At 39.1% G+C, this 22,401-nt stretch carries 19 protein-coding genes, 1 rRNA gene and 2 pseudogenes; 20 read left to right on the forward strand and 2 right to left on the reverse strand.

Features of this window, described 5'->3' with window-relative positions; genetic code table 11:
- The first annotated feature begins 102 nt into the window (after positions 1–102).
- The 7 genes from VXN63_RS09980 to VXN63_RS10010 all read left to right on the forward strand — a co-directional run bounded on the left by VXN63_RS09980 (position 103) and on the right by VXN63_RS10010 (position 7,678).
- The gene (locus VXN63_RS09980) at positions 103–1,056 is read left to right on the forward strand and encodes an ATP-grasp domain-containing protein (protein WP_225742735.1); all 954 of its coding nucleotides are present in this window, start codon (positions 103–105) and stop codon (positions 1,054–1,056) included.
- 29 nt (positions 1,057–1,085) lie between these two features.
- The gene (locus VXN63_RS09985; protein ID WP_225742734.1) at positions 1,086–1,808 is read left to right on the forward strand and encodes a TraX family protein; all 723 of its coding nucleotides are present in this window, start codon (positions 1,086–1,088) and stop codon (positions 1,806–1,808) included.
- 72 nt (positions 1,809–1,880) lie between these two features.
- Positions 1,881–3,101, forward strand: a complete 1,221-nt coding sequence (locus tag VXN63_RS09990) for an SH3 domain-containing protein (RefSeq protein ID WP_327757918.1) — start codon at positions 1,881–1,883, stop codon at positions 3,099–3,101.
- A 153-nt stretch (positions 3,102–3,254) separates the two neighbouring features.
- The gene (locus tag VXN63_RS09995) at positions 3,255–3,707 is read left to right on the forward strand and encodes a CopY/TcrY family copper transport repressor (RefSeq protein WP_327757919.1); all 453 of its coding nucleotides are present in this window, start codon (positions 3,255–3,257) and stop codon (positions 3,705–3,707) included.
- A 19-nt stretch (positions 3,708–3,726) separates the two neighbouring features.
- On the forward strand, positions 3,727–6,180 hold the full coding sequence (locus VXN63_RS10000; protein WP_442915309.1) for a heavy metal translocating P-type ATPase: 2,454 nt from the start codon (positions 3,727–3,729) through the stop codon (positions 6,178–6,180).
- Between the two features lie 11 nt (positions 6,181–6,191).
- A complete protein-coding gene (locus VXN63_RS10005) occupies positions 6,192–6,401 on the forward strand; it encodes a heavy-metal-associated domain-containing protein (protein ID WP_327757921.1) in 210 nt (69 codons plus the stop codon).
- A 176-nt stretch (positions 6,402–6,577) separates the two neighbouring features.
- Positions 6,578–7,678 (forward strand): hypothetical protein, encoded by a 1,101-nt coding sequence (locus tag VXN63_RS10010; protein ID WP_327757922.1) that lies wholly within the window; start codon positions 6,578–6,580, stop codon positions 7,676–7,678.
- 81 nt (positions 7,679–7,759) lie between these two features.
- On the opposite strand, the pseudogene VXN63_RS12120 reads toward VXN63_RS10010, so the two are convergent.
- Positions 7,760–9,619, reverse strand: a pseudogene (locus VXN63_RS12120) (ABC transporter permease/substrate binding protein).
- Complete coding sequence (locus VXN63_RS10025; RefSeq protein ID WP_327757924.1) at positions 9,609–10,817, reverse strand: quaternary amine ABC transporter ATP-binding protein; 1,209 nt, start codon at positions 10,815–10,817, stop codon at positions 9,609–9,611. Before VXN63_RS10025 ends, VXN63_RS12120 begins: the two are co-directional and overlap by 11 nt.
- 667 nt (positions 10,818–11,484) lie before the next feature.
- Between VXN63_RS10025 and VXN63_RS10030 the strand changes: the two genes are divergently transcribed.
- The 13 genes and pseudogenes from VXN63_RS10030 to rrf all read left to right on the forward strand — a co-directional run bounded on the left by VXN63_RS10030 (position 11,485) and on the right by rrf (position 22,335).
- Positions 11,485–11,991 (forward strand): GNAT family N-acetyltransferase, encoded by a 507-nt coding sequence (locus VXN63_RS10030; RefSeq protein WP_327757925.1) that lies wholly within the window; start codon positions 11,485–11,487, stop codon positions 11,989–11,991.
- 11 nt (positions 11,992–12,002) lie between these two features.
- Positions 12,003–12,572, forward strand: a complete 570-nt coding sequence (locus VXN63_RS10035; protein ID WP_327757926.1) for a DNA-3-methyladenine glycosylase I — start codon at positions 12,003–12,005, stop codon at positions 12,570–12,572.
- Between the two features lie 176 nt (positions 12,573–12,748).
- Positions 12,749–12,952: a DUF1659 domain-containing protein gene (locus VXN63_RS10040; protein ID WP_327757927.1), complete on the forward strand. Its 204-nt coding sequence runs from the start codon at positions 12,749–12,751 to the stop codon at positions 12,950–12,952.
- 65 nt (positions 12,953–13,017) lie between these two features.
- Positions 13,018–13,242 (forward strand): DUF2922 domain-containing protein, encoded by a 225-nt coding sequence (locus VXN63_RS10045; protein WP_327757928.1) that lies wholly within the window; start codon positions 13,018–13,020, stop codon positions 13,240–13,242.
- Positions 13,243–13,335: 93 nt separating this feature from the next.
- A pseudogene (yidD, locus tag VXN63_RS10050) lies at positions 13,336–13,566 on the forward strand (membrane protein insertion efficiency factor YidD); the annotation flags it as partial.
- Positions 13,567–14,174: 608 nt separating this feature from the next.
- Positions 14,175–14,501, forward strand: coding sequence for a hypothetical protein (locus VXN63_RS10055; RefSeq protein ID WP_327757929.1), 327 nt, complete (start codon positions 14,175–14,177; stop codon positions 14,499–14,501).
- 65 nt (positions 14,502–14,566) lie between these two features.
- On the forward strand, positions 14,567–16,228 hold the full coding sequence (locus VXN63_RS10060; protein WP_327757930.1) for a M20/M25/M40 family metallo-hydrolase: 1,662 nt from the start codon (positions 14,567–14,569) through the stop codon (positions 16,226–16,228).
- Between the two features lie 129 nt (positions 16,229–16,357).
- Complete coding sequence (locus VXN63_RS10065) at positions 16,358–17,056, forward strand: response regulator transcription factor (protein ID WP_225742718.1); 699 nt, start codon at positions 16,358–16,360, stop codon at positions 17,054–17,056.
- Between the two features lie 34 nt (positions 17,057–17,090).
- Positions 17,091–18,215, forward strand: coding sequence for a sensor histidine kinase (locus VXN63_RS10070; RefSeq protein WP_327757931.1), 1,125 nt, complete (start codon positions 17,091–17,093; stop codon positions 18,213–18,215).
- A gap of 259 nt (positions 18,216–18,474) precedes the next feature.
- Positions 18,475–19,809: a serine hydrolase gene (locus VXN63_RS10075; protein WP_327757932.1), complete on the forward strand. Its 1,335-nt coding sequence runs from the start codon at positions 18,475–18,477 to the stop codon at positions 19,807–19,809.
- A gap of 350 nt (positions 19,810–20,159) precedes the next feature.
- Positions 20,160–21,437 carry a serine--tRNA ligase gene (gene serS / locus VXN63_RS10080; RefSeq protein WP_327757933.1) on the forward strand — a complete coding sequence of 426 codons (1,278 nt, stop codon included), beginning with the start codon at positions 20,160–20,162 and terminating at the stop codon, positions 21,435–21,437.
- An 83-nt stretch (positions 21,438–21,520) separates the two neighbouring features.
- A complete protein-coding gene (msrA, locus tag VXN63_RS10085) occupies positions 21,521–22,054 on the forward strand; it encodes a peptide-methionine (S)-S-oxide reductase MsrA (RefSeq protein WP_327757934.1) in 534 nt (177 codons plus the stop codon).
- A gap of 165 nt (positions 22,055–22,219) precedes the next feature.
- Positions 22,220–22,335, forward strand: a 5S ribosomal RNA gene (gene rrf, locus VXN63_RS10090).
- The last annotated feature ends 66 nt before the right edge of the window (positions 22,336–22,401 follow it).

The following is a 22,401-nucleotide window of genomic DNA, read 5'->3' on the forward strand; positions in this document are numbered from 1 at the left end:
CATTTATATCACAAAAGGATCAGAAGATAGAATAGAGATGTGAATAATAGTATGATGGAAAGTATTCAATGGAGAAATTTTAAAGTAGTAAGGGGAGAAACGATGAGTAAAGTATATATTTTACACGAGAATATGGACTGGACAAAACATTTGATTGAACGGTTAGAGGAGCTCGCGGTTCCTTATGAAGAATGGGACCTTTCAGAGGGATTAGTAAATCTTTCAAAAGTACCACCAGAAGGCGTTTTCTATAATCGGATGAGCGCTTCTTCACATACTCGAGACCACCGCTTCGCACCAGAATTAACCGATCATGTCTTGAGCTGGCTAGAAGCACACGGGCGGAAAGTGATTAACGGGACTGACGCGATACAACTGGAAGTCAGCAAACTAAAACAATATATTGCTTTGAACAACGCGGGAATAGAAACTCCGAAAACGATTGGAGCAGTCGGGAAAACACAAATTCTGAAAGCTGCAGAACAGTTGAATGAGTGGCCTTTTATTATTAAACATAACCGTGCCGGCAAAGGATTAGGTGTTAAACTTATTTTTACGATGGATGAACTAGAAAATTATGTCAATGGATCAGAATTTGAAGACTCTATCGATGGAATCAGTCTGATTCAGCAGTATATCCAGTCAGATACCGGTAGTATTGTACGCGCTGAATTTATTGGAGAGACCTTTTTCTATACCGTTGAAGTCGACTCCAATGGTGAGTTCGAACTTTGTCCAGCAGATAACTGTCAAATACCGGGAACAGAACAATCCGAAGTCAAACAAACAGATCCGTCTCCAAAATTTGAAATCAAAGACTCCTTGTTGACTGATACGGAAATTGAAACCTATCGGCAGTTTCTGTTACAAAGTCATATACAAGTTGCTGCAATCGAGTTTATTAGAAACCGTAGTGGCAAATTGTATACTTATGACGTGAACACAAATACAAATTACAATCCTGATGCTGAAAGAAAAGCTCAAAAATTTGCGATGCTAGAGCTAGCAAGCTATTTAAAAGAAACGCTTAATGCTATAAACATTAAGACAATATAAGAGACAGATGATTCTGTAATGGAGGACTTATGGAGCACAATTTAGAAAAACTCGATCGAGTTAAAATAGGTCTCAATGCAAATGTATTGAAGCTAGTTGCAGTAACAGCGATGTTTTTCGATCATTCACTGCAGGTATTTGATCCGGGAGACACACCTCTAAGGTGGATCGTTCATTTTTTTGGCAGGTTGGCTGCCCCGTTGATTTGCTATCTCATAGCAGAAGGCTATCACTATACTTCTGATAAACGGTCTTATACTAAAAGGTTATTTCTTTTTGCACTCATTTCTCACATCCCCTATGTAATATTATTTAACCTTAACTGGTGGATGGCAACAAGCGTCATGTGGTCACTCACCTTAGGACTGGTTGCTTTGACAGCTGCAAAACATAAGCAGATGCATGTACTAGTTAAAGTAGGTGTTGTACTACTATGCTGCTTAGCAGCGTATCCAGCGAACTGGCATTACATAGCAGTTCTATGGATTGTTAGTTTTGGAGTATTTAGAGAACAATTCAATAAAAAAATGCTGGCGTATACGTTGATTGGCTTAATGTTTTACGCTGTTCCGGGTTTGTTTAGCATGGGCACTTTTGTAACCTACCGTTTCGGATTTTTGATGGCTATTCTATTCTTTTATTTATATAATGGAAAACCGGGAAAGAGAAATCCTTTCTATAAATGGGCATTCTATTGGTTTTATCCAGTTCACTTAGTGCTGTTCATTCTATTAAGCATGTTATTTATATGATAGAATAAGAAGGTATACTTAAAACAAATCAAACTAAATGAACGTTAGCTATTTAAGGAAGGAGTCGATTATTTGAAGGATAAAAAACCTGCTATTATTGCGGTTTTAAGCATTATACTGGTTCTTTTATTAGTATTTATAGTGCAAGACGTGAGAACAAATCAAAGTCGTTCGAGTGAAGAGACCACAGACACGAATCAGCAGCCTTCTACAGAACTACCGGCAGAAACAAATGAACCCGACCCAGAACCAGTGGAAGAACCTAAAGAACCTGAAGTAGAATTGCCAATCTGGAATGAGGTAGGACCGTTTGAGTTGCCTATTGTTGGAGCCGGCGGGTATACGTCTATTAAACAAAATCTTCATGAACAGCCTTCGGTAGGAGCACCAAAGACTACTGAGTTAGCTGCAGGGACAGCATTTTCAATCGAAAATGAGCTGAACGATTGGTGGCAAATCCGAACAATCTCTGGAGAAACGGGATGGTTGGAACATCGATACGCTATGATCAATTTACCGGATATCATTCCATCTATCATTTATGATCACTCGAACAGTTACGATGCAAAATTTACATCTTCATTTGTACCGATACCTGAATTGACAGGTCAGTCTCTTTACGATATGCGGGGGTACAACGAACGCTTGAGTGAAGAAACCTTTATTATGCCGATTCTTTATCAAACGGCAAGAAAGGTTCAGGAAGCGCAGCGGATCGCTTTACAAAACGGAGAGTCTTTGAAGGTATATGAAACTTTTCGTCCAAGAGATGTACAGTTACTCGTTAACGATGCATTGAATAGACTTGCAGATACGAACGCTGAGGTTAAAAAAGGCATCACAGCAGAACCTTGGAGTATGACTTGGTTCATTAACACAAGTGTGTCTAATCATCAGCGAGGACTGGCAATTGATTTAACCTTAGTAAAAATCGATGAGCTGTCTGAACAGATTGTTGGAGATTATTACGTTCCGGAAATTTTAAATTACACAGAATATCAGATGCAGACACCATTCCATGAATTAAGCACGGCTTCTGCTATGTTTACAGAGCCAATCGCGGCAAGAGATCAACAGGGCTGGAGAAATATGGAGTTGAGTAATGCGGTCACGGAACCGGCTCTGAGAATGCAAAACTATATGACAGAAGCTGGTTTTACACCGCTCGCTTCTGAATGGTGGCACTTCAATGATATTGATGCTTTAGATAATTTAAAGGAAAGTGCTGGAACAGGTGAGTTCCGAATTACAGAAGTCAAAAACAATCCTCCAAAATGGCAGGAAGTAGAATAAATTTATTTCAAAAGACTTGAAGCGAAATTTGCTTTAAGTCTTTTTTTACGAATAGAGTAAACTGACTTGACATATTAAGTTTACAGTTGTAAACTAAAATCAAATAATAGATTACAACTGTAAACGAAAAATCGAATGAAATGAGGAATAGCGATGAAAGAGAATCAAATGACCACTTCTGAAAGAGAAGTTATGAAGGTTGTCTGGGCAAATAACAGTACGACCAGTAAATATATCAGCACAATTTTAGAAGAGAAAATGAGCTGGAAAGCAGCAACGACAAAAACGCTCATTGGACGCTTAGTTAAAAAAAATCACCTGAAAGCGACAGAAGAAGGACGGAAATTCAAATACTCGGCTCTCATCACGGAACAGGAGAGTCTTCAAGAATCGAGTCAGGCATTATTGCAGCAAGTCTGTACAAAAAAGAGAGGAAACGTTCTTTATCAAATGATAGAAGAAACAACTTTAAGTTTAGAAGATATCGAGCAGCTTGAGCAATTATTAAGTGAAAAAAAACGAATTGCTCCAGAAACGGTCTCTTGTCAATGTACAGCAGGCCAGTGCGAGTGCAAACAGGAAGGAGAGATACATTGTGGACACTAGAACTTATCCAATAGAAGGGATGACTTGCGCATCTTGTGCATCCACTGTAGAAAAAACAGCTGGTAATGTACCAGGTGTTGAACAGGCCACAGTTAATCTAGCGACTGAAAAGCTTCAAGTAAAAGTAGTCGATGAAACATTTGAACCAGAAAGATTACAAAAAGACATTGATGCAGCCGGATATGCAGTCAGGTTACCTGAATTCAAAACTACGTTGTTTTCAATAGAAGGGATGACTTGCGCATCTTGTGCAGCTACTGTAGAAAAAACGACGGCGCATTTAAATGGAATTGAAAAAGCGTCAGTTAATTTAGCGACTGAAAAAATGACAGTGACTTATAATCCTCTTGAGATTTCTACTCGTCAGGTAACGGATGCAGTTCATCAAGCAGGCTATGAAGCTATATTGGAACAGGAACCGACAAAGGACTCTGTTTTGACAGAACCTGTAGAGGAAAAAGAGACTAGTGAACAACGCTACCGCAATCGAGCAATCTTATCAGCAATTTTCACAGTTCCGTTACTCTATATTTCTATGGGACATATGATGGGTTTATGGTTGCCGGAATTTCTTGATCCTATGATGCATCCCGTGACCTATACACTAGCGCAACTCGTGCTCACCTTACCGGTCATGTGGAGTGGTATTCCTTATTTCAAGCAAGGATTCAAGACCTTGAGAAAAGGTCATCCAAATATGAATTCATTGATTTCTTTAGGAACTGCAGCAGCTTTTGTTTACAGCTTGGGTGCAACAATGGCAATCGTGTTTCAAGGAGCGGATCTTGCAATGATGCTTTACTATGAAACATCCGCTGTGATACTCGCTTTCCATACGCTCGGTAAATATCTGGAAGAGCGGTCTAAAGGGAGAATGTCAGAAGCGATTCAAAAACTGATGGATCTAGCTCCTGACACAGCTCGCATCGTACACAACGGTGTAGAAGAAGAAGTTAAGCTTGAAGAGGTTACAGCGGGAGATATCGTAAGGGTTCGTCCAGGAGAAAAGTTCCCAGTAGATGGTGTAGCGATCAAAGGACAGACAACGGTTGATGAATCGATGTTAACAGGAGAAAGTTTACCCGTAGAAAAACAGGTAGGAGATACACTGATTGGAGCGAGCTTAAATAAAAATGGTAGTGTAGATTACCGAGCAACAAAAGTCGGAAAAGACACTACATTAGCTCAAATCATTCAATTGGTAGAAGAAGCACAAGGATCTAAAGCACCAATTGCTAAACTAGCAGATATTATTACAGGATATTTTGTCCCGATCGTCATCGGTCTCGCAATCTTGTCTGGTCTGGTCTGGCTGATAGCAGGTCAATCCCCTTTATTCTCACTGACTATTTTGATTTCAGTATTGGTCATTGCGTGTCCATGTGCACTGGGACTGGCAACACCTACTGCCATTATGGTGGGCACTGGAAAAGGGGCAGAACACGGAGTATTGATCAAAAGTGGAGATGCTCTAGAAACCATGCATAGTATAGATACCGTTGTTTTTGATAAAACAGGCACATTGACTCAAGGTGAACCTGTTGTAACAGATATTGTCGTATCAGAAAAAGGCAAGTTAACGGAAGAAACCTTATTGCAACTAGCAGCATCAATGGAACAAGGGAGTGAGCACGCACTTGGAGAAGCCATTGTAAAAGAAGCTCAGCAAAAGACCGTTCAATTAATTGAGATTGAGTCATTTGAGGCAATCGCTGGTCACGGTATCACAGGACGTTTAGAAGATTCTACGATTTATTTCGGCAATCGAAGACTGATGAACGAACAGGGAGTCACGATCAGCCAGCTTGAATCTAAAGCAGATCAAATGGCTGATGAAGGTAAAACGCCGATGTTCCTTGCGATGGATGGTCAACTACAAGGTGTGATTGCTGTAGCCGATACACTCAAAGAAAACAGTAAAGACACGGTTCGAAGTTTACAGGATAAAGGTATCCAAGTTGTGATGATCACTGGAGATAATACACGTACGGCAAAAGCCATTGCTCAGCAAGCGGGGATTGATAACGTATTAAGCGAAGTATTGCCGGAAGATAAAGCAAAAGAAGTCAAAAAACTTCAAGAAGAAGGTAGAAAAGTAGCCATGGTAGGAGATGGAATCAATGATGCGCCTGCGCTCGTACAAGCTACAATCGGTATGGCAATTGGATCTGGAACCGATGTTGCAGTCGAATCTGCTGACATCGTGTTAATGAGAAGCGATATGAATGAAGTCGTCACTGCACTGGATTTAAGTCAAGCTACACTGAAAAACATTAAGCAAAATCTCTTCTGGGCATTTGCTTATAACTTGGTGGGTATCCCTGTTGCGATGGGATTATTGTTTGTATTTGGTGGACCATTACTGAACCCAGCACTCGCTGCAGTAGCCATGAGTTTCAGTTCTGTATCCGTCTTACTCAATGCTTTAAGATTAAAAAGATTTAAACCGCATCATCAAGCAATTGAATCTTAGGAGGAAAAAAGATGAGACAAACACTTAATATAACGGGTATGAAATGTGAAGGATGCGCCAGAAATGTTCATAAAAATCTGGAGTCAATTGCTACAGTAGACACGGTTACTGTTGACCTCGAAAAGCAAGTTGCCTACGTTGAAAGTCAAGAGGCCTTGTCTAAAGACCGCACGCAAGAGTCTCTTTCAGCTACAACTTATCAAGTAACTGAAATTCAATAAGTGCATCATTTAAAAGTCGTACTTTACCGGTACGACTTTTTGTTTATAGTAAAGAAGATCAGTTGATGAGTTGGAATCTGTCGTGTGTCCAGAATGAAATAGGGTATAATAACTGTATCAAGCAGATGATTGCTTAGCCATTTCTTGGATAGAAATGTAGATGAAAGGTGAGTGCTATGGAAAAAGGTAGAGCATATGTCCCGTTCAGATTTAAACTTTCACCAATCAAAAAGATGGCCATGTTTCATTTCCATAAAGATCCCGATGAAGAGTATGTTGCATTCGAATTGCAATACCTACAAGGTAGTGGTTATGGAGAAGGATTCAGAGTGTTGGCCTGGAGAGCAGATGGATACAGAGATTCTTATTTAGATACAAATCTGCAAATGTCAAAAGAAGAAGAACCCTTAGCGGTTGGTGGCAAGGGGCTGAAAGAAAGAGTAAGAACGACTTTCGATGAAGCATATTTTGATTATGATGAAGGACAACTAAATGTTGGCTTTGTGTTTCAGGATAAGTTTGACCGGAGAATTGTTCTTTATATCAATGAACAGATTGAGAAAGACACGAAACCATTGACTTGGTTACCTTCGGTTGGGAATCACACAGAAAAACCGCATTCGATGCCACTATTTTTCTTATATGATTTTGATTTTGCTCGAAAAAAAGATACAGAGATTTTTTTATCTATCAATAATATTGAAAAAACGCTAGATACTTTTGCTTTCCCAAAAGACTTTCAAACGAGGTACTATGTAGAATTTTCTTTGAACACAGTGATTACGAACTTTAACCAAAAGGGTCGTTACACACTGAAAGAAGTAGAAATCGATGAAGCGGGTATTGCAGAAGATGAGACGCATCTTTATGAATATCACTTAGTAAATGGCTTATATCATTTAAAAAAAATGACGATCAAGCACGATTCTGAACCTGTGCAAGTCGTTTTTGACCCACCGTTTCCTAACCACGTAGAAATCAAAGAAGCTATGCCTCAATTTGGAGCATTTGAAATTCAGCCATCCGGAGAAGCTGGGACACTTAGCGGGAAGTATAATGTGGTTAAGCAGCAAGAAAAGGCAGTCATCAACCTTTCTTTTCCAGAAGCGTGGCAGACACCTAAAGGGGCGACCTATGACAAGTTCATCAATAGCATGACGCCCAACATCAAAGCGTGGTACAAAACGTATCAATGTACCCAGATAGTAGATTTGGAGACTATGGAGACAGATATCATATGGAATAGAATTGATCCTGATAGAAGAGCTGATTTTTGAGGACAAACAAAAAAGGACAGGTGTGCTCGTAAGAGCGTTCCTGTCCTTTTGAATAGATTCAACGGAATAACGAAAGAGTGATTACTCTTCTGAAACGCCAGCAGTCCATTCAGAAACTTTATCTTCATTTGCATCTACCCAGTTACGAGCAGCTTCTTCAGGATCTACACCTTCAGAAATTTCTAGCATAACAGCTTCCATGTCTTCAACAGTCCAGTTAAAGTTTTCAAGAACTTCGTGTGCTTCAGGCATGTCTTCTGCTAATCCTTCACGGGCGAAAGTATCGATTGTCTCTGCATCTCCAAAGACGCCTTCAGGATCATCAAGATATTTCAAATCATAAGTCTGGAATTTCCAGTGAGGAGACCAACCGGTTACAATAAAGTCTTCTTCATTTTGGTAAGCTTGTCCTAATGTAGTGACCATTGCACCAGAAGAAGAAGGTTGTAGAGTCCAGTCAGATAGATTTTCGTACGTGTCTAAAGCTTCTTCAGTAGCCGTCATGACACCTGCTCCTGCTTCAATACCTGTAATTGTCTGATCAGCTTGATCTGTTAGATCAGCAATTGATGTAGCATCCATGTATTCAGGAACTACAAGTCCGACTTTGGCACCTTCAAGGTTTGTTCCTAGGTGATCTAATTGTTCGCCATATTGTTCCAATTGAGAAGCGTGAGTATTTGGTAACCAACCTGCTACCATTGCATCAGCTTCGTCATTAGCGACAGCTTCCCACATAATCGCATTATCTAGCGGCGTTAAAGTTGTTGAGTAACCAAGATCTTTGAATACCTCTCCAACGACGTGAGTCGAAGCTACTTCAGAATCCCAGTTAACATATGCTAAAGTAATTTCTTTAGATTCAGAACCATTGTCTGCTGAGTCGTCATTTCCACAAGCCGCCAAAAATAGTGCTGAGGCAGAAGCTGCGGTAAGTCCTAGTTTTTTCCATGTTAATGTCAAAATAAATCTCTCCTTCTTTTTTTAGTCGTCTTGTTTATATACAAGACGAAGAATAACAAATGTATGAGCGATACGATTGTAAAAAAATAGAGTAGATCGTATCAAGCTACTCTATTTCTAGTACTTAAATTATTTCTTCGTATTAAAGCCTTGCATGATTCTGTCTAAGATGATGGCCAAGACAACGAGTGCTAGTCCAGAAACAAACCCTGGTCCAACTTGAGCACGTTGTAGTGCGTTAATAACACGCTCACCTAATCCTGGAGCTCCAATCATAGAAGCAATAACTACCATGGATAGAGCTAGAAGGACCGTTTGGTTGATACCTGCCATCATTGTTGCTTTCGCTAAAGGCAATTCAACTTTGAATAAACGCTGAGAACCTGTACTACCAAATGACTCAGCAGCTTCAACCATCTCTTCAGAAACTTGACGAATACCTAAGTTCGTGAAACGAACAGTTGGTGGTAAGGCAAAGATTACAGCCGAGAATACACCGGGAACCATACCGATTCCGAAAAATGCTACTGCTGGAATCAAGTAAACGAAGGCTGGCATTGTCTGCATGAAGTCCAATACTGGACTTAAAATGATGTTCGCAATTTTACTTTTAGCCATTAAGATACCTGTTGGAACACCAATCAGGATAGACACTAAACTAGCTACAATCACTAGTGTGAATGTGTACATCAACGGTTCCCATAGTCCTTGGTTTTGGATATACATCAAGCCAATAAGAGTAAAGATGGGCAGACCGAATTTTCTAGTAGCCAAGTAAGCTAAAGCGACCATAATTAGAATAAATACGATTGGTGGAATCAAAAGCAACATATCAGTTACAAAGTTCATAGAATCTGAACCACCATCTTGAATCGCTCCGAAAAGCCAAGATAGATTGATTGTTAACCAGTCAATGACACTTGAAATCCAATCTGATACTGGAAGACGTGGGATGTTATCTAAAATACTATTCTCCATCAATTGTTACCTCCTCGCGTTCTTTAGCAAGCGCACCAATAACAAGTCCGCGAACAACGATTCCGTATAAACGGTCGTTATCATCGACAACTGCCACAGGTGTGTGTGCTTCGTGAATCACATCATATAATTCGTGAATCAATGTGCCTTTGGATACTTTAGGAATATCTGTACGAATAATCGATTCCAATGAGTTGATGTTTTCTTTAACTAATCGAGCAGCGTCATCAGCAATAACGTACCCTAATAATTTTTGATTCTCACCAACAACAAGTAAACTAGATAGACTTTCTGTTTTCATACGGTTTAATGCAACACGTGGGCCACTCTGTCCTAGACGAACGGTTTGTGGGCGAACCATGATATTCTCAGCTGTCAAGACTTTAGAACGGTCAACATCTTCTACGAAACGTTCAACATAATCGTTCGCAGGATTTGTCAATATTTCTTCACCTGTACCGACTTGTACAACTTCTCCATCTTTCATGATAGCGATGCGGTCACCGATACGTAATGATTCATTCAAATCGTGGGTAATGAAGATGATGGTTTTGTGCATAGATTCTTGCATCTCAAGTAACTCATCTTGCATATCACGACGAATCAGTGGGTCTAATGCAGAGAAAGCCTCATCCATTAATAGAATTTCAGGATCATTAGCCAGTGCACGAGCTAAACCGACACGTTGTTGCATACCACCAGATAACTGGTTGGGTAGTTGATCTTTATATGGAAGAAGCCCAGCGTTGTCTAGAGCTTTTTCAGCTTTAGCTTGGCGTTCTTCTTTATCAACACCTTGTACTTCTAAGCCGTATTCGGTGTTTTCAAGAATCGTACGGTGTGGAAACAGACCGAAGTTTTGGAAGACCATTGAAACTTTTTTACGTCTGACTTCACGTAGTTCTTTTTTGTCCATTTTAGAAATGTATTCACCATCAATTAGAATATTTCCAGCTGTTGGTTCGATTAAACGATTCAACATACGGACTAAAGTAGATTTACCACTACCGGAAAGTCCCATGATAACGAAAATCTCGCCTTCTTTAATTTCAAAGCTTGCCTGGTTAACCCCGACAGTTGCTCCAGTTTTTTCCAAGATTTCGTCTTTACCTTTTCCTTGATGAACAAGCTCAAGGGCTTGTTGTTCTTTTTTACCAAAAATCTTAATCAGATTTTGGATTTCTACTTTTGTATTCAAGAAATTAGTACCTCCTCTTATGATATGGTTCTTTCTTGATTTAGTCATCTTATTACTCGCAGCTTCTAATAGGAATAAAGGCATTGTTTACATAACGTTGGAACATTGCCTCTTTTCGCACCTCTATAATCGTAACAAACGAAAGTGAGTGTGTAAAACAATCTAGACCGTTTCACAGAGTATCTAACAAATGTTAACGGTTCACTATACTGATGCGATAACTTTCTAATAATATGATTAGAATTAGCTGCGTTCTATTGCGAATGTAATATCATTGTAACGTAAGCATTTATCAAAATCACGTGATAACTATCACGAAAATAATACGAATTCGAGAAATTGTACAATTTAAATAACGAATGTTTTGGTTCGTCCTTAAGCGATTCGTATTAAAATTGCTGAAAATATAAAGTCGTATGCAGGTGTTTTTAGTTCCTTATAAGTTGGTTAAAGAATTGTGCGCAATGTTAAAATTATTGCAGAAAAAATGATAAAAAAATAAAGAAGTTCTGATAGTTGTTTTCAGAAATCGGGTTCTGATTGGTTATATTTTAAAGACAATGTTTGTTTCTCATCTTAGTGTGGAGGTAGCATCTGAAAGAAAAGTTGACAATCTCTCGGTAGTGATGAAAAATAGGACTCACAATGTAGGAAAGAAGGAGAAAGCATGTCAACTAAGGCTTATACTATACGCACACATCAATTAGGTGATATGGGATGGATCACTTATCGTCACGCGATGACTGTGGCGCTGGATTACGGTTGGGGCCAACCTTTTGAAAGTATGATTGGAGAGATAACCGCCAATTTTCTAAAAACATACGATCCAGCCAAAGAGCGCTGCTTTATTGCCGAGCGAGACGGAAAGATGCTCGGATGTGTCTTTGTAGTAAATGCGGGTCAGCAGACCGCTAAGTTAAGGGTATTGTTTGTTGAACCAGAAGCCCGGGGACTGGGTTTGGCGAAAAGACTAGTAGATGAAGTGGTTCAGTTTTCAAGAGAAGCTGGTTATGAGACGATTTTATTATGGACAATGCAGATGCTAGGCTCAGCAAGACATGTTTACCAAAAAGCCGGTTTTAAAATAATTGGAGAAGAGATCAACACAGAATTCGGAGAAAATCTTATCTCGGAAACATGGGAACTGTGCTTAAGAGACGCGGAATCTATTTAGGAGGAGAAGGGATGACACAGAGATGTGAATGGGTTACGAGTGAATCACTCTATATTGCCTACCACGATGAGGAATGGGGAAGACCACTTTGCGATGATCAGAGATTATTTGAGATGCTTTGTCTAGAAGGGGCGCAAGCGGGACTTAGTTGGTGGTCGATTCTCCAAAGAAGGGAAGGATACCGTAAAGCTTTTAAAAGCTTTGATCCTGAAAAAATTGTTGTCTTCAGTGAAGAAATGATTCAAGAATTGATGCTCAATAAAGAGATCATTCGAAATCAGTTGAAAATCAGAAGTGTGCAGTCAAATGCTGCAGCCTATTTGAAGATTCAAGAGAATGGTCAGTCCTTTTCAGAATATATCTGGCAGTTTGTTGACGGAAAACAAATCCAGAATCATTGGGTGAATCAAGAAGATGTACCAGTCTTTTCTGAAGAAAGTGTTCGAATGAGTAAACAGCTTAAAAAAGATGGTTTCAAATTTGTAGGTCCAACGATTTGTTATGCCTACATGCAAGCGGTAGGGATGGTTAATGATCATTTAACAACGTGTGATTGCTATGAAGCGTGCAGTCAAAAGTGACTATCGGCTAGGTAAGGTATCTGTTCAAATAGAGCAGATACCTTTTTTAAATTTCAGGGTAACACTTTTGAGGGCGATATCGTTATTAAGAGTGTAAGACGTGATCACAACTTACAAACATCGCTTAACCGATTCGAATACGAAACGAATCACTACTATTACAAGGAGGAATTTTCATGCAAAAGGAATGGGCAGACAGCAAAGTAGATATCTATCTAGAGGATCTGGAAAATGACCGATTAGTTCGTCAAAGTTTCAATGGGGTCGTTCAAGCACCGACAGATGAGCAAATCACAGAATTCATTAATGCGATCGACATGGTCAGTGACTTACCAGCCGCACATGGTATGGTCGTCGAACAGTATCGTTATTCATTTTAAACAGTAACAAGAACCTTATAATCATCTATCCCTTATACAAAACAAACCATTAGGAGGAATGCTTTATGGCAACAAAACTAGAATTACGCTTTGAAACAGGCGAAGGAAAGAACAAAACAATTGGAATCAATAAGCCGGCACTTAATCTGGACGTCGAAACAGTGGAATCGGCTATGGAAACAATCGTTTCTCAAGAGTTGTTTGAAAAAGACGGTATCAAGCTGTTTGGTTCAATCAAAGGTGCACGTTATGTTACACGAACTGTAGACGATTTATTTGAAATAAAATAAGGTTATAGAAGAGAGAAGAGCCACTTGAGGCTCTTCTCTTTTTTTTATGGTTTGGTATAATAGATACAATTGAGAGCCAAGGAGGAATGGGTGTTGAAGAAAGTTGCCATAGGATTTGTAAAAGGATATCAGAAGCTGATTTCTCCATTATTTCCTGCAACCTGTAGGTACTATCCAACCTGTTCTAATTATGCAGTGCAAGCCATCGATATGCATGGAGCAGTCAAGGGAAGCACTATGGCTATTGCTAGAATCATTAGATGTAATCCTTTCGTTTCAGGTGGAGTAGACAAAGTACCTGATCATTTTACTTTGCATAGAAACCAGGATACAATCAATGATATTTACTTGGGAGATGGATTGACGATCTCAGCGGATGAAAATGACGTTAAACAAGAAGAAATAGAGGCAATCATTGCTAAGCTGGAAGATCAAATACTTGTACAAAATAAGCAAGTCCGTACAGTTGATTATTTGACTGATTTAGTAGACGTCGAAGAACAATCAGTAGCAGAACTACCGAATGGTTATAAAAATATGAATGATAGTCAGATTCTAAACAAGCAGTTTTACCATACAAAAGAAGAGCTGGAGAAATCTAAAGATTATCATTTCTATAAAATTGTTAAAAATAAAAAAAGTGAACCGTACTTCGAACATGTACATTCTAGTCCGATTCAAAAAGTTTATCAAAGTGGACAGGAAGTTTATTTTTTTATAGATGAAAGCAGCGGTCATATTGATACGAACAGTCCTTCTCTTGAACAGGCACTGCGTAAAAGTAGAGGGATTTCTCAAAAGGATTTCAACGAGAGAAAAGCCAAGTTGATTGACTATTTGCTTTTTCTGGAAAGTCATTCACATCGCTATTGGTTGGAAACTAGCTATATAATGAAGAAACACGATTTTTCGAATAAATAGAGGTGAATAAAATGAAAGAATTCAATAAGAGAATTAAGTCCGTTGAGGCTTATCGCACACCCGAATTCAATTGGAAAGCACTGTTGAAATCAATCTTGACATTAGGGTTTGCTAAACCGAAGAAAATGTCTGAAGCAGCTCTGTTGTACAAATTCGTGCAAACCAATCATCAAACAATCACAGGGTTTTCTGAGACGATGGCAGGTGAACAAGAAAAAGTTGTTTCATTTCATTTAGAACCAGCACTGTTTTACCAGAAGGTGACGGATGAGGGGAAGCTTTCACTAGATGGATACGTCTATCACTTTGATTTAGAAACCATCAAATACAAATCATAAACATCAGAGGATATAGTAAATAAGGGTTACAGATATCTACGGATGTTTATATGGAGGAAACTAGCATGAATATAACGATGAGTCCTGAACGTATTGAAGAAATCACAGTTATGCTGACAAGACAGAGAAGTGTTACAGAAACAATTGAGGAGCAACTCGTAACAGAGAAAGTCACTCACTTTTTCAAAGAATTAGATTACTTCAAACAGAACCCAAAGGATTTAATGACAATCCAAGCGCAAAATGATCCTTGGGGTAGAAAAAGTTTGATTTCTATATTACGTGGAAAAAAAGATCCGCAGAATAAAAAAACGGTTATTTTGATCGGTCACACGGATACTGTAGGGATTTCTGATTATGGAGACTTAAGAGATTTTGCGCATCTTCCTTATGAAATCACAGAAAAACTTCGCGAAAGAAAAGAACAGCTTCCAGAAGAGGTACAAATTGATTTAGATTCAGGAGACTACCTATTTGGTCGAGGCATTTTCGATATGAAAGCCGGAAATGCTATCATCATGCATTTGATGGAAGAGATTGAAAAAGATCTTGAGAATTTCTCGGGGACAATCATCTATTGTGCAGTTTGTGATGAGGAAGCAAACTCTGTTGGGATGCGTTCGTGTGTTCCAGAGCTCGTCAAACTTCGGGAAGAAAATGGATTTGATTATACGGCTTTGATTAATACAGATTATATGACATCAGAATATCCAGGTGACCAGAACAAGTATGTATACGTAGGGACAGTCGGAAAATTGATGCCATCCTTTTATGTTGTTGGTAAAGAAACTCATGTTGGGGAAGCGTTTAAAGGACTCGACCCTAATCAGATCGTGGCAGAGCTAACGAGAAAAATTAACTTGAATACAGATCTTTGTGATATCGTTGAAGGAGAAGTAACACTACCGCCGATGAGTCTGAAACAACAGGATTTGAAGCCGGAATATTCTGTGCAGACAGCTAAGACGGCACAAGCTTTCTACAACTTCGCTACTCATTATTCGACTCCGGATATGGTTCTGGAAAAAATGAGAGGAGTAGCGATTGAGGCCTTTGATGCTGTTTTAAAAGATGTGAATACTCAGTATGAAAAATACAGTCAGATGACGAACCGTGAATTCGAGCAGCTTCCTTTTAAAACAAAAGTCATGACCTATAGTGAGTTATATGCGGCTGTCCGAGAAGAAAAAGGCACTGAACTGGATGAACAGTTTGAATCTGCTCGTCAGAAATGGCTGATTGATGACTCGATCGATGACCGAGACTATGCACTAAAAGAAGTAGAATGGTTGCAGACGATGTGGACGAATCAGGAACCGGTTATTTTAATTTACTTTACGCCACCTTACTATCCGCATATTTACGTGGAAGGAAAAACAAATCAAGAAAAAGTTTTGCTTGAAGCAGTCAAAGAAGCTGTTGATACGACAGAAACAGAGTATCAGCTTGTTTATAAAAAGTTCTTTCCTTATATATCAGATTTGAGTTATGCGGCTGCCCCAAGAGAGGCCGATGCCGTAGACGCATTGAAGCTGAATATGCCAGGTTTTGGAGTGAAGTACTCTTTACCATTAGAAGAGATGCAACAACTTCAGTTACCAGTTGTGGATATTGGGCCGTTCGGGAAAGATTCTCACAAATTTACGGAGCGACTAGAAAAAACTTATAGTTTCAATGTAGCACCGATTTTAGTACAGAAAACAGTTTTCAATTTACTAGATTCATAGAAAAAAATCGGCACTTTTCATTATGAAGAGTGCTTTTTCTATTTCTATAACGATTTAAGGAAAAGTTTACGAACTACCCTAATAGAACATGATAAAATAAACTAGAATGAAATTGAAGGGGGCAGAATTATGAAAGTGTTAATTGCAGATGACGATAAAGAAATTTGTGACCTACTAGAAATCTATGTGAAAAATGAAGGATTTGAAGTAGAGAAAGCACATGACGGTCAGGAGACACTCGACAAATTATATAATCAAGAAATCGACTGTGTTGTACTAGATGTTATGATGCCTAAGAAAACAGGTCTTGAAGTTGTAAAAGAAATCAGAGAAACCTCTCAACTGCCGATATTGATGTTGAGTGCGAAGACGGCTGATGTAGATAAAATTAGAGGACTAGCCAACGGGGCAGATGATTATGTTGTTAAACCGTTTAATCCTTTAGAAGTGGTTGCGCGAATCAAATCTTTAATGAGAAGAAGCTCTTATACAAACAGAGAATCTGAAGCGGGCGAATTAGAGATTGGACCCTTAATCATTCGTAAAGACCAGCATCAGGTAGAAACAGTAGATGGAACACTAATTCAATTGACTGCGCTAGAGTTTGGTATTTTGTTCTTGCTTGCAAGCAATCCAAATCGAGTGTTCAGTGCAGATGAGATTTTCGAACGGGTCTGGAAACAAGAAAGTCTTGTACCAGCTAAGACAGTCATGGTCCATGTGAGCCATTTAAGAGATAAAATCGAAAAAGCTACTGGCGGAGAGAATGTTGTTAAAACTGTCTGGGGTGTCGGGTATAAAATAGAAGAAAAGCAAAGTTTTGAATAAAGCTTACGACTGATTCAACGAATGGAGTAGATAGATGAAACTAACCATGAGAGAACGATTTCGATTACTGATCGAAGCGTTCATCACAGCAGGGATTATTCTGCTTTGCTATCTGGCAGCTTATGAAATACTCGGCTGGTTCATAGAAGCTTTTCCAAGTGTTTTTGATGATCTATGGCTGATAGAAGATGTCTACAGACAAAATAATCGACAAGGTTTTTGGGGGCTGACACCGTTCGTCTTCTTTTTATTAATTCTCATCGCAATGGGCGCCATCTACTGGAGACTTAAAAGAAGATACAAGCAATACGAGTTGCGACACATTATTGATGAACTGCATTTCATTGCCCAAGGGAACTATACACATAGAATCAGAGGGAATTACAGTGGTGGATTCGATAAGGTAGTCGATAGTATTCATGTATTAGTAGATTCAACTGTAGAAGCGATGGAAGAAGAGCGCAGGATAGAGCAGTCCAAAGATGAGTTAATTACAAATGTCAGTCATGATATCCGAACACCACTGACCTCAATCATTGGGTATTTAGGGTTGATAGAGGAAGGTCGGTTTCACTCTACAGAAGATATTCAAAAATATGTACACACAGCCTATAAAAAAGCTAAGCAGATGAAAGTACTGGTAGATGATTTGTTTGAATATACAAAAGTAAGGCAAACGACTACACCGCTTCAGCTAGTCACTTTTGATATGGTTCAATTGATTGAGCAGTTGTCGATTGATTTTGAATTAGAAGCTCAGAGTCATCAAATGGAAATCATTGTCTCGTCAAATGTCGACCGGATTATGATGACTGCTGATACAGAAAAACTCGTCAGAGTATTTAATAATCTGATTTCCAATGCATTGAAGTACGGAAAAGGTGGCAACACGATTGCAATAGAAATCAATAGAGTAGGTGAAAAAGCTGTGATTTCTGTTAAAAACGATGGAGAGCCTTTACCTAAAGAAGCGGTCGACCAGATATTTGAACGTTTCTACCGAGCAGAGACATCCAGATCTCAAGAAACCGCAGGTACAGGACTTGGTCTCGCAATCGCTCAGAGTATTATTGAGTTACACGGAGGAACCATCACCGCACAGTCTAGTAAAAAATGGACAAGCTTTGATATTCAATTACCCTTGATCCAAGAAGAATAGCTAGTTTGAAAAGCATCTATCCTCCCAAGATAGGTGTTTTTTTTGTAACAATCATCTAAAAAAAGAAGCTAAGTGAAAATAGACGTACATAGTCATGTCTATTTTATGAAGATACTGGAAAAGTAGTTGTTTTTTCATAAGCGAGAGAGTACCATGAAGAAGGTTGAAATTGAAGAACAATCAGCAACAAGCCGACCAGAAAAATTCAACCCAAAAAAACTCGATGTAAATCGCATCATTTAGGAGAACGTATTTATTTATGAAACTATTCAAAAAAACTTTTAAAAGTATGATCATTTCAGGAATCACCGCTAGTATAGTCGCGCCCATCGCATTGAATGCAGAGTCAGTCGTTCAAGCAGCGCCTCAAGCACCGGAAATTGAAGCAGAAGCAGCATTAGTAGTAGACTTTGATACAAATCAAATTTTGTTGAATCAGAATGCAGATAGTCAAAGAGGTATCGCTTCAATGACTAAAATGTTAGTAGAGTACTTATTATTCCAAGAGATTGAAGCTGGGAACCTTGATTGGAGCACAGAAACGACGATCAGTGAGTATGCTCATCAGGTCAGCCAGAATTATGAATTGTCTAATGTTCCCTTAAGACAAGGTGAAACGTATACCATTGAAGAGCTGTACCAAGCGTTGGCAATCTATTCTGCTAATGGTGCGACGATTGCGATTGCAGAAGAAATTGCAGGATCTGAACCGGAACTTGTTGACCGTATGCGTGAGCTTGTTGAATCTTGGGGTGTAACCGAGTTTGAACTATATAATACAACAGGACTGAGTAACGCTTCTTTAGGTGACAATATTTATCCAGGAAGCACAGCGGAAAATGAAAACATTATGTCTGCAAGAGGCATCGCTACTGTTGCCTCTCATCTGTTGAAAGATTATCCAGATGTACTGAAAACCTCTAGTATCCCGAGTATGGTATTCAGAGAAGGTACAAGCGATGCTATCCAGATGAAGAACTGGAACTGGATGCTGGAAGGGTTAATCCATGAAAGACCAAATGTAGATGGACTTAAAACAGGTACAACACCTTTTGCAGGTGCGACATTTACAGGTACTGCTATAGAAGACGGTCGAAGAATTATTACCGTTGTTATGGGTGCAGGAGATGGTGTAACGAATCGTGAACAGCGTTTCAATGAGACAGATAAACTGATGAACTACGGATTTGGTGATTGGGATTCTGCAACGATTATGGAAGAGAATACTGTTCTTGAAGACGTAGAACCTTTAATGATCCGAAATGGTCAAGAAGACCAAGTGGAACTCATGACATCAGAGTCAGTAGACTATTTATTGCCAGAAGGTGTTTCGCAAGAAGATGTCGAGTGGACATTTACACCTGATGAAGAAGCACTAAGTCAAGACGGCACGCTAGAAGCTCCTGTAGAAAAAGGGCAAAATGTAGGTACATTAACCTTTTCGTTTGAAGGAGACGATTTAGGTTACCTTGACGGAAGCGAGCATAAGGCTATTTCTGTCGTTACTTCAGAAGCAGTAGATCGTGCAGGATTCTTTTCAGTGCTCGGAACATGGTTCGGTGACTTCTTCAGTGGCGTAATGAATCGCTTTTAAGTAGCGAAATAAACGTATTGATTTAATAGGATAAGTGAAGTAAAATAAATGCATAATAGAATTGAACGTTATAGTGTGAACTAGTAAGTGAAGCGAAGGTCAAGAGAGTCAGTGGGTGGTGTGAACTGATACTTCGTAATCTGAATCCATTGCACGAGTAAATGGTGACGCAAGGTCTTTCTTGCTTAAATCGTTTCGGTAGAGCCCGTTAAAACTCTTAGAGAGCAGAAGGGTTCCTTCTGAATCAGGGTGGAACCGCGAGAAGCAGTCTTTCGTCCCTTCATAATTGAAGGGGTGGAGACTGCTTTTTTTGTACCTGTTCAACAATAAATAGAAAAGAGGGAATAAAAATGTTAGATATGAAATTAATCCGAACACAATTTGATGAAATCAAGCAGAAGTTAGAAACGCGTGGTGTAGATCCACAAGAGTTGATGCAACTTAAAGAGTTGGATGAGAAGAGAAGAGACTATATCCAAAAATCTGAACAGTTGAAGAAAACTAGAAACGATGTATCTGACGAAATTGCTAATAAGAAAAGAAACAAAGAGAATGCAGACGACGCCATTGCTTCTATGCAAAAAGTAGGCGCTGAGATCAAACAGATTGACAAAGATCTAGAAGAAATTGAAGTCCAGTTCCACGGAATTGCTGCTGGGTTACCAAACTTGCCACATGAGTCTTTACCCGTAGGTGTTGATGAAGAATCGAATCAGGAAATTCGTCGTTGGGGAGAAATAGATGAAAAACCTGCATTTGAAATGAAACCACACTGGGAAATTGGAACAGATCTAGATATCTTAGATTTTGAAAGAGGCGCTAAAGTGGCTAAAAGTCGTTTCTTGTATTACAAAGGCCTAGGAGCAAGACTAGAAAGAGCACTTTATAACTTTATGCTAGATGTGCATACTGAAGAACATGGCTACTATGAAATGATTCCACCATACTTGGTGAACGAAGAATCTCTATATGGAACCGGTCAGTTCCCGAAATTCAAAGAAGATGTCTTCCAGATCAAAGATACAGCTTTAACTCTAATTCCGACAGCTGAAGTACCACTGACAAATTACTATAGAGACGAAATTCTAGAAGAGTCAGATTTACCGAAATACTTCACAGCCTTATCTCCATCATTCCGTTCTGAAGCAGGGAGTGCCGGAAGAGACACTAGAGGGCTAATCAGATTACACCAATTTAACAAAGTTGAAATGATCAAATTTGCAAAACCAGAAGATTCTTATGAAGAATTAGAGAAAATGACGGCGAATGCTGAAGCAATCCTTCAAAAACTAAATCTTCCATACAGAGTTGTACTGCTATCTACAGGGGATACAGGATTTGCTGCAGCTAAAACATATGACCTTGAAGTCTGGATTCCAGCACAAGATACGTTCAGAGAAATCAGTTCTTGTTCAAACACGGAAGCTTTCCAGGCCAGAAGAGCTAAAATTCGTTATAGAAAAGAAGAAGACGGCAAAATTGATTTCGTTCATACATTAAATGGTTCAGGGCTAGCTATTGGGAGAACCGTTGCAGCTATTCTAGAAAATTACCAGCAAGAAGACGGTTCAGTTAAGGTACCAGAAGTCCTTGTTCCTTACATGGGTGGCGTAACAGAAATCAGCTAAAAGCGTTTATAGGTTGTTTCGATTAAAGAGTCTATTGAATTGATGATATAATAAGTTGTACCCAATCGATTAGGAGGGAAATTATGTCTGAGAAAAATTTTGAAACAGCGATATTTGCAGGAGGTTGCTTCTGGTGTATGGTGAAACCATTCGATAGTTTGCCAGGGATAGAAAAAGTGACATCAGGTTATACTGGCGGAACGGTAGAAAATCCAACTTACAGACAAGTGACTTCAGGAACGACAGGTCATACAGAAGCTGTTGAAATCACGTATGATCCTTCAAAGATTTCATATGAAGAGTTAGTAGAAATTTACTGGCAGCAAACCGACCCTACAGATGCGGGGGGACAATTTGCTGACCGTGGAGATTCTTACAGACCTGTTATATTCTATAACGACGATGAACAAAGAGAAACCGCAGAAGCTTCAAAAAAAGCATTAAACGAAAGTGGCCGATTTGATCGTCCTATCGTAACGACGATCGAACCAGCACAACCGTTTTATGAAGCGGAAGACTATCACCAAGATTTCTATAAAAAAGAATCAGCGCACTATAAGAGATATAGTAAAGGATCAGGAAGAGTCGATTTTATCGATCAAAACTGGGATAAATAAGCGTTATATAAGTATTTGTTCAATAAAAGAGGAATGTCGGGAATAGTGTTCCGGCATTTTTCTTTTATTTTTTTTATTAAAATGATTGACAAAAATATAATCTCATTGTATTATATAAGAGTTGCTGCTAATTGATTATTTCTTTTAGTGCCAACACGAAAACTGTATAGCGGTTATGGCGAGAAGGATCCACCTGTTTCCATTTCGAACACAGAAGTTAAGCTTCTCAGCGCCGAGGATAGTGAGGGGTTTCTCCTTGTGAAAGCAGGACGTCGTTATGCAGCAATCGTTCGATTGTATTATTGGAGGTTTAGCTCAGTTGGGAGAGCATCTGCCTTACAAGCAGA

Source organism: Marinilactibacillus sp. XAAS-LB27, from assembly GCF_036039175.1.
Taxonomy (GTDB): Bacteria; Bacillota; Bacilli; order Lactobacillales; family Carnobacteriaceae_A; genus Marinilactibacillus.

Coding starts and splice junctions, on each gene's coding strand:
- VXN63_RS10070 (WP_327757931.1), top strand. CDS start 17,091: ATGAAACTAACCATGAGAGAACGATTTCGATTACTGATCGAAGCGTTC.
- VXN63_RS10065 (WP_225742718.1), top strand. CDS start 16,358: ATGAAAGTGTTAATTGCAGATGACGATAAAGAAATTTGTGACCTACTA.
- VXN63_RS10040 (WP_327757927.1), top strand. CDS start 12,749: ATGCAAAAGGAATGGGCAGACAGCAAAGTAGATATCTATCTAGAGGAT.
- VXN63_RS10005 (WP_327757921.1), top strand. CDS start 6,192: ATGAGACAAACACTTAATATAACGGGTATGAAATGTGAAGGATGCGCC.
- VXN63_RS10010 (WP_327757922.1), top strand. CDS start 6,578: ATGGAAAAAGGTAGAGCATATGTCCCGTTCAGATTTAAACTTTCACCA.
- VXN63_RS10035 (WP_327757926.1), top strand. CDS start 12,003: ATGACACAGAGATGTGAATGGGTTACGAGTGAATCACTCTATATTGCC.
- VXN63_RS10030 (WP_327757925.1), top strand. CDS start 11,485: ATGTCAACTAAGGCTTATACTATACGCACACATCAATTAGGTGATATG.
- VXN63_RS09995 (WP_327757919.1), top strand. CDS start 3,255: ATGAAAGAGAATCAAATGACCACTTCTGAAAGAGAAGTTATGAAGGTT.
- VXN63_RS10000 (WP_442915309.1), top strand. CDS start 3,727: ATGACTTGCGCATCTTGTGCATCCACTGTAGAAAAAACAGCTGGTAAT.
- VXN63_RS09985 (WP_225742734.1), top strand. CDS start 1,086: ATGGAGCACAATTTAGAAAAACTCGATCGAGTTAAAATAGGTCTCAAT.
- serS (WP_327757933.1), top strand. CDS start 20,160: ATGTTAGATATGAAATTAATCCGAACACAATTTGATGAAATCAAGCAG.
- VXN63_RS10075 (WP_327757932.1), top strand. CDS start 18,475: ATGAAACTATTCAAAAAAACTTTTAAAAGTATGATCATTTCAGGAATC.
- VXN63_RS09980 (WP_225742735.1), top strand. CDS start 103: ATGAGTAAAGTATATATTTTACACGAGAATATGGACTGGACAAAACAT.
- VXN63_RS10045 (WP_327757928.1), top strand. CDS start 13,018: ATGGCAACAAAACTAGAATTACGCTTTGAAACAGGCGAAGGAAAGAAC.
- VXN63_RS10055 (WP_327757929.1), top strand. CDS start 14,175: ATGAAAGAATTCAATAAGAGAATTAAGTCCGTTGAGGCTTATCGCACA.
- msrA (WP_327757934.1), top strand. CDS start 21,521: ATGTCTGAGAAAAATTTTGAAACAGCGATATTTGCAGGAGGTTGCTTC.
- VXN63_RS10060 (WP_327757930.1), top strand. CDS start 14,567: ATGAATATAACGATGAGTCCTGAACGTATTGAAGAAATCACAGTTATG.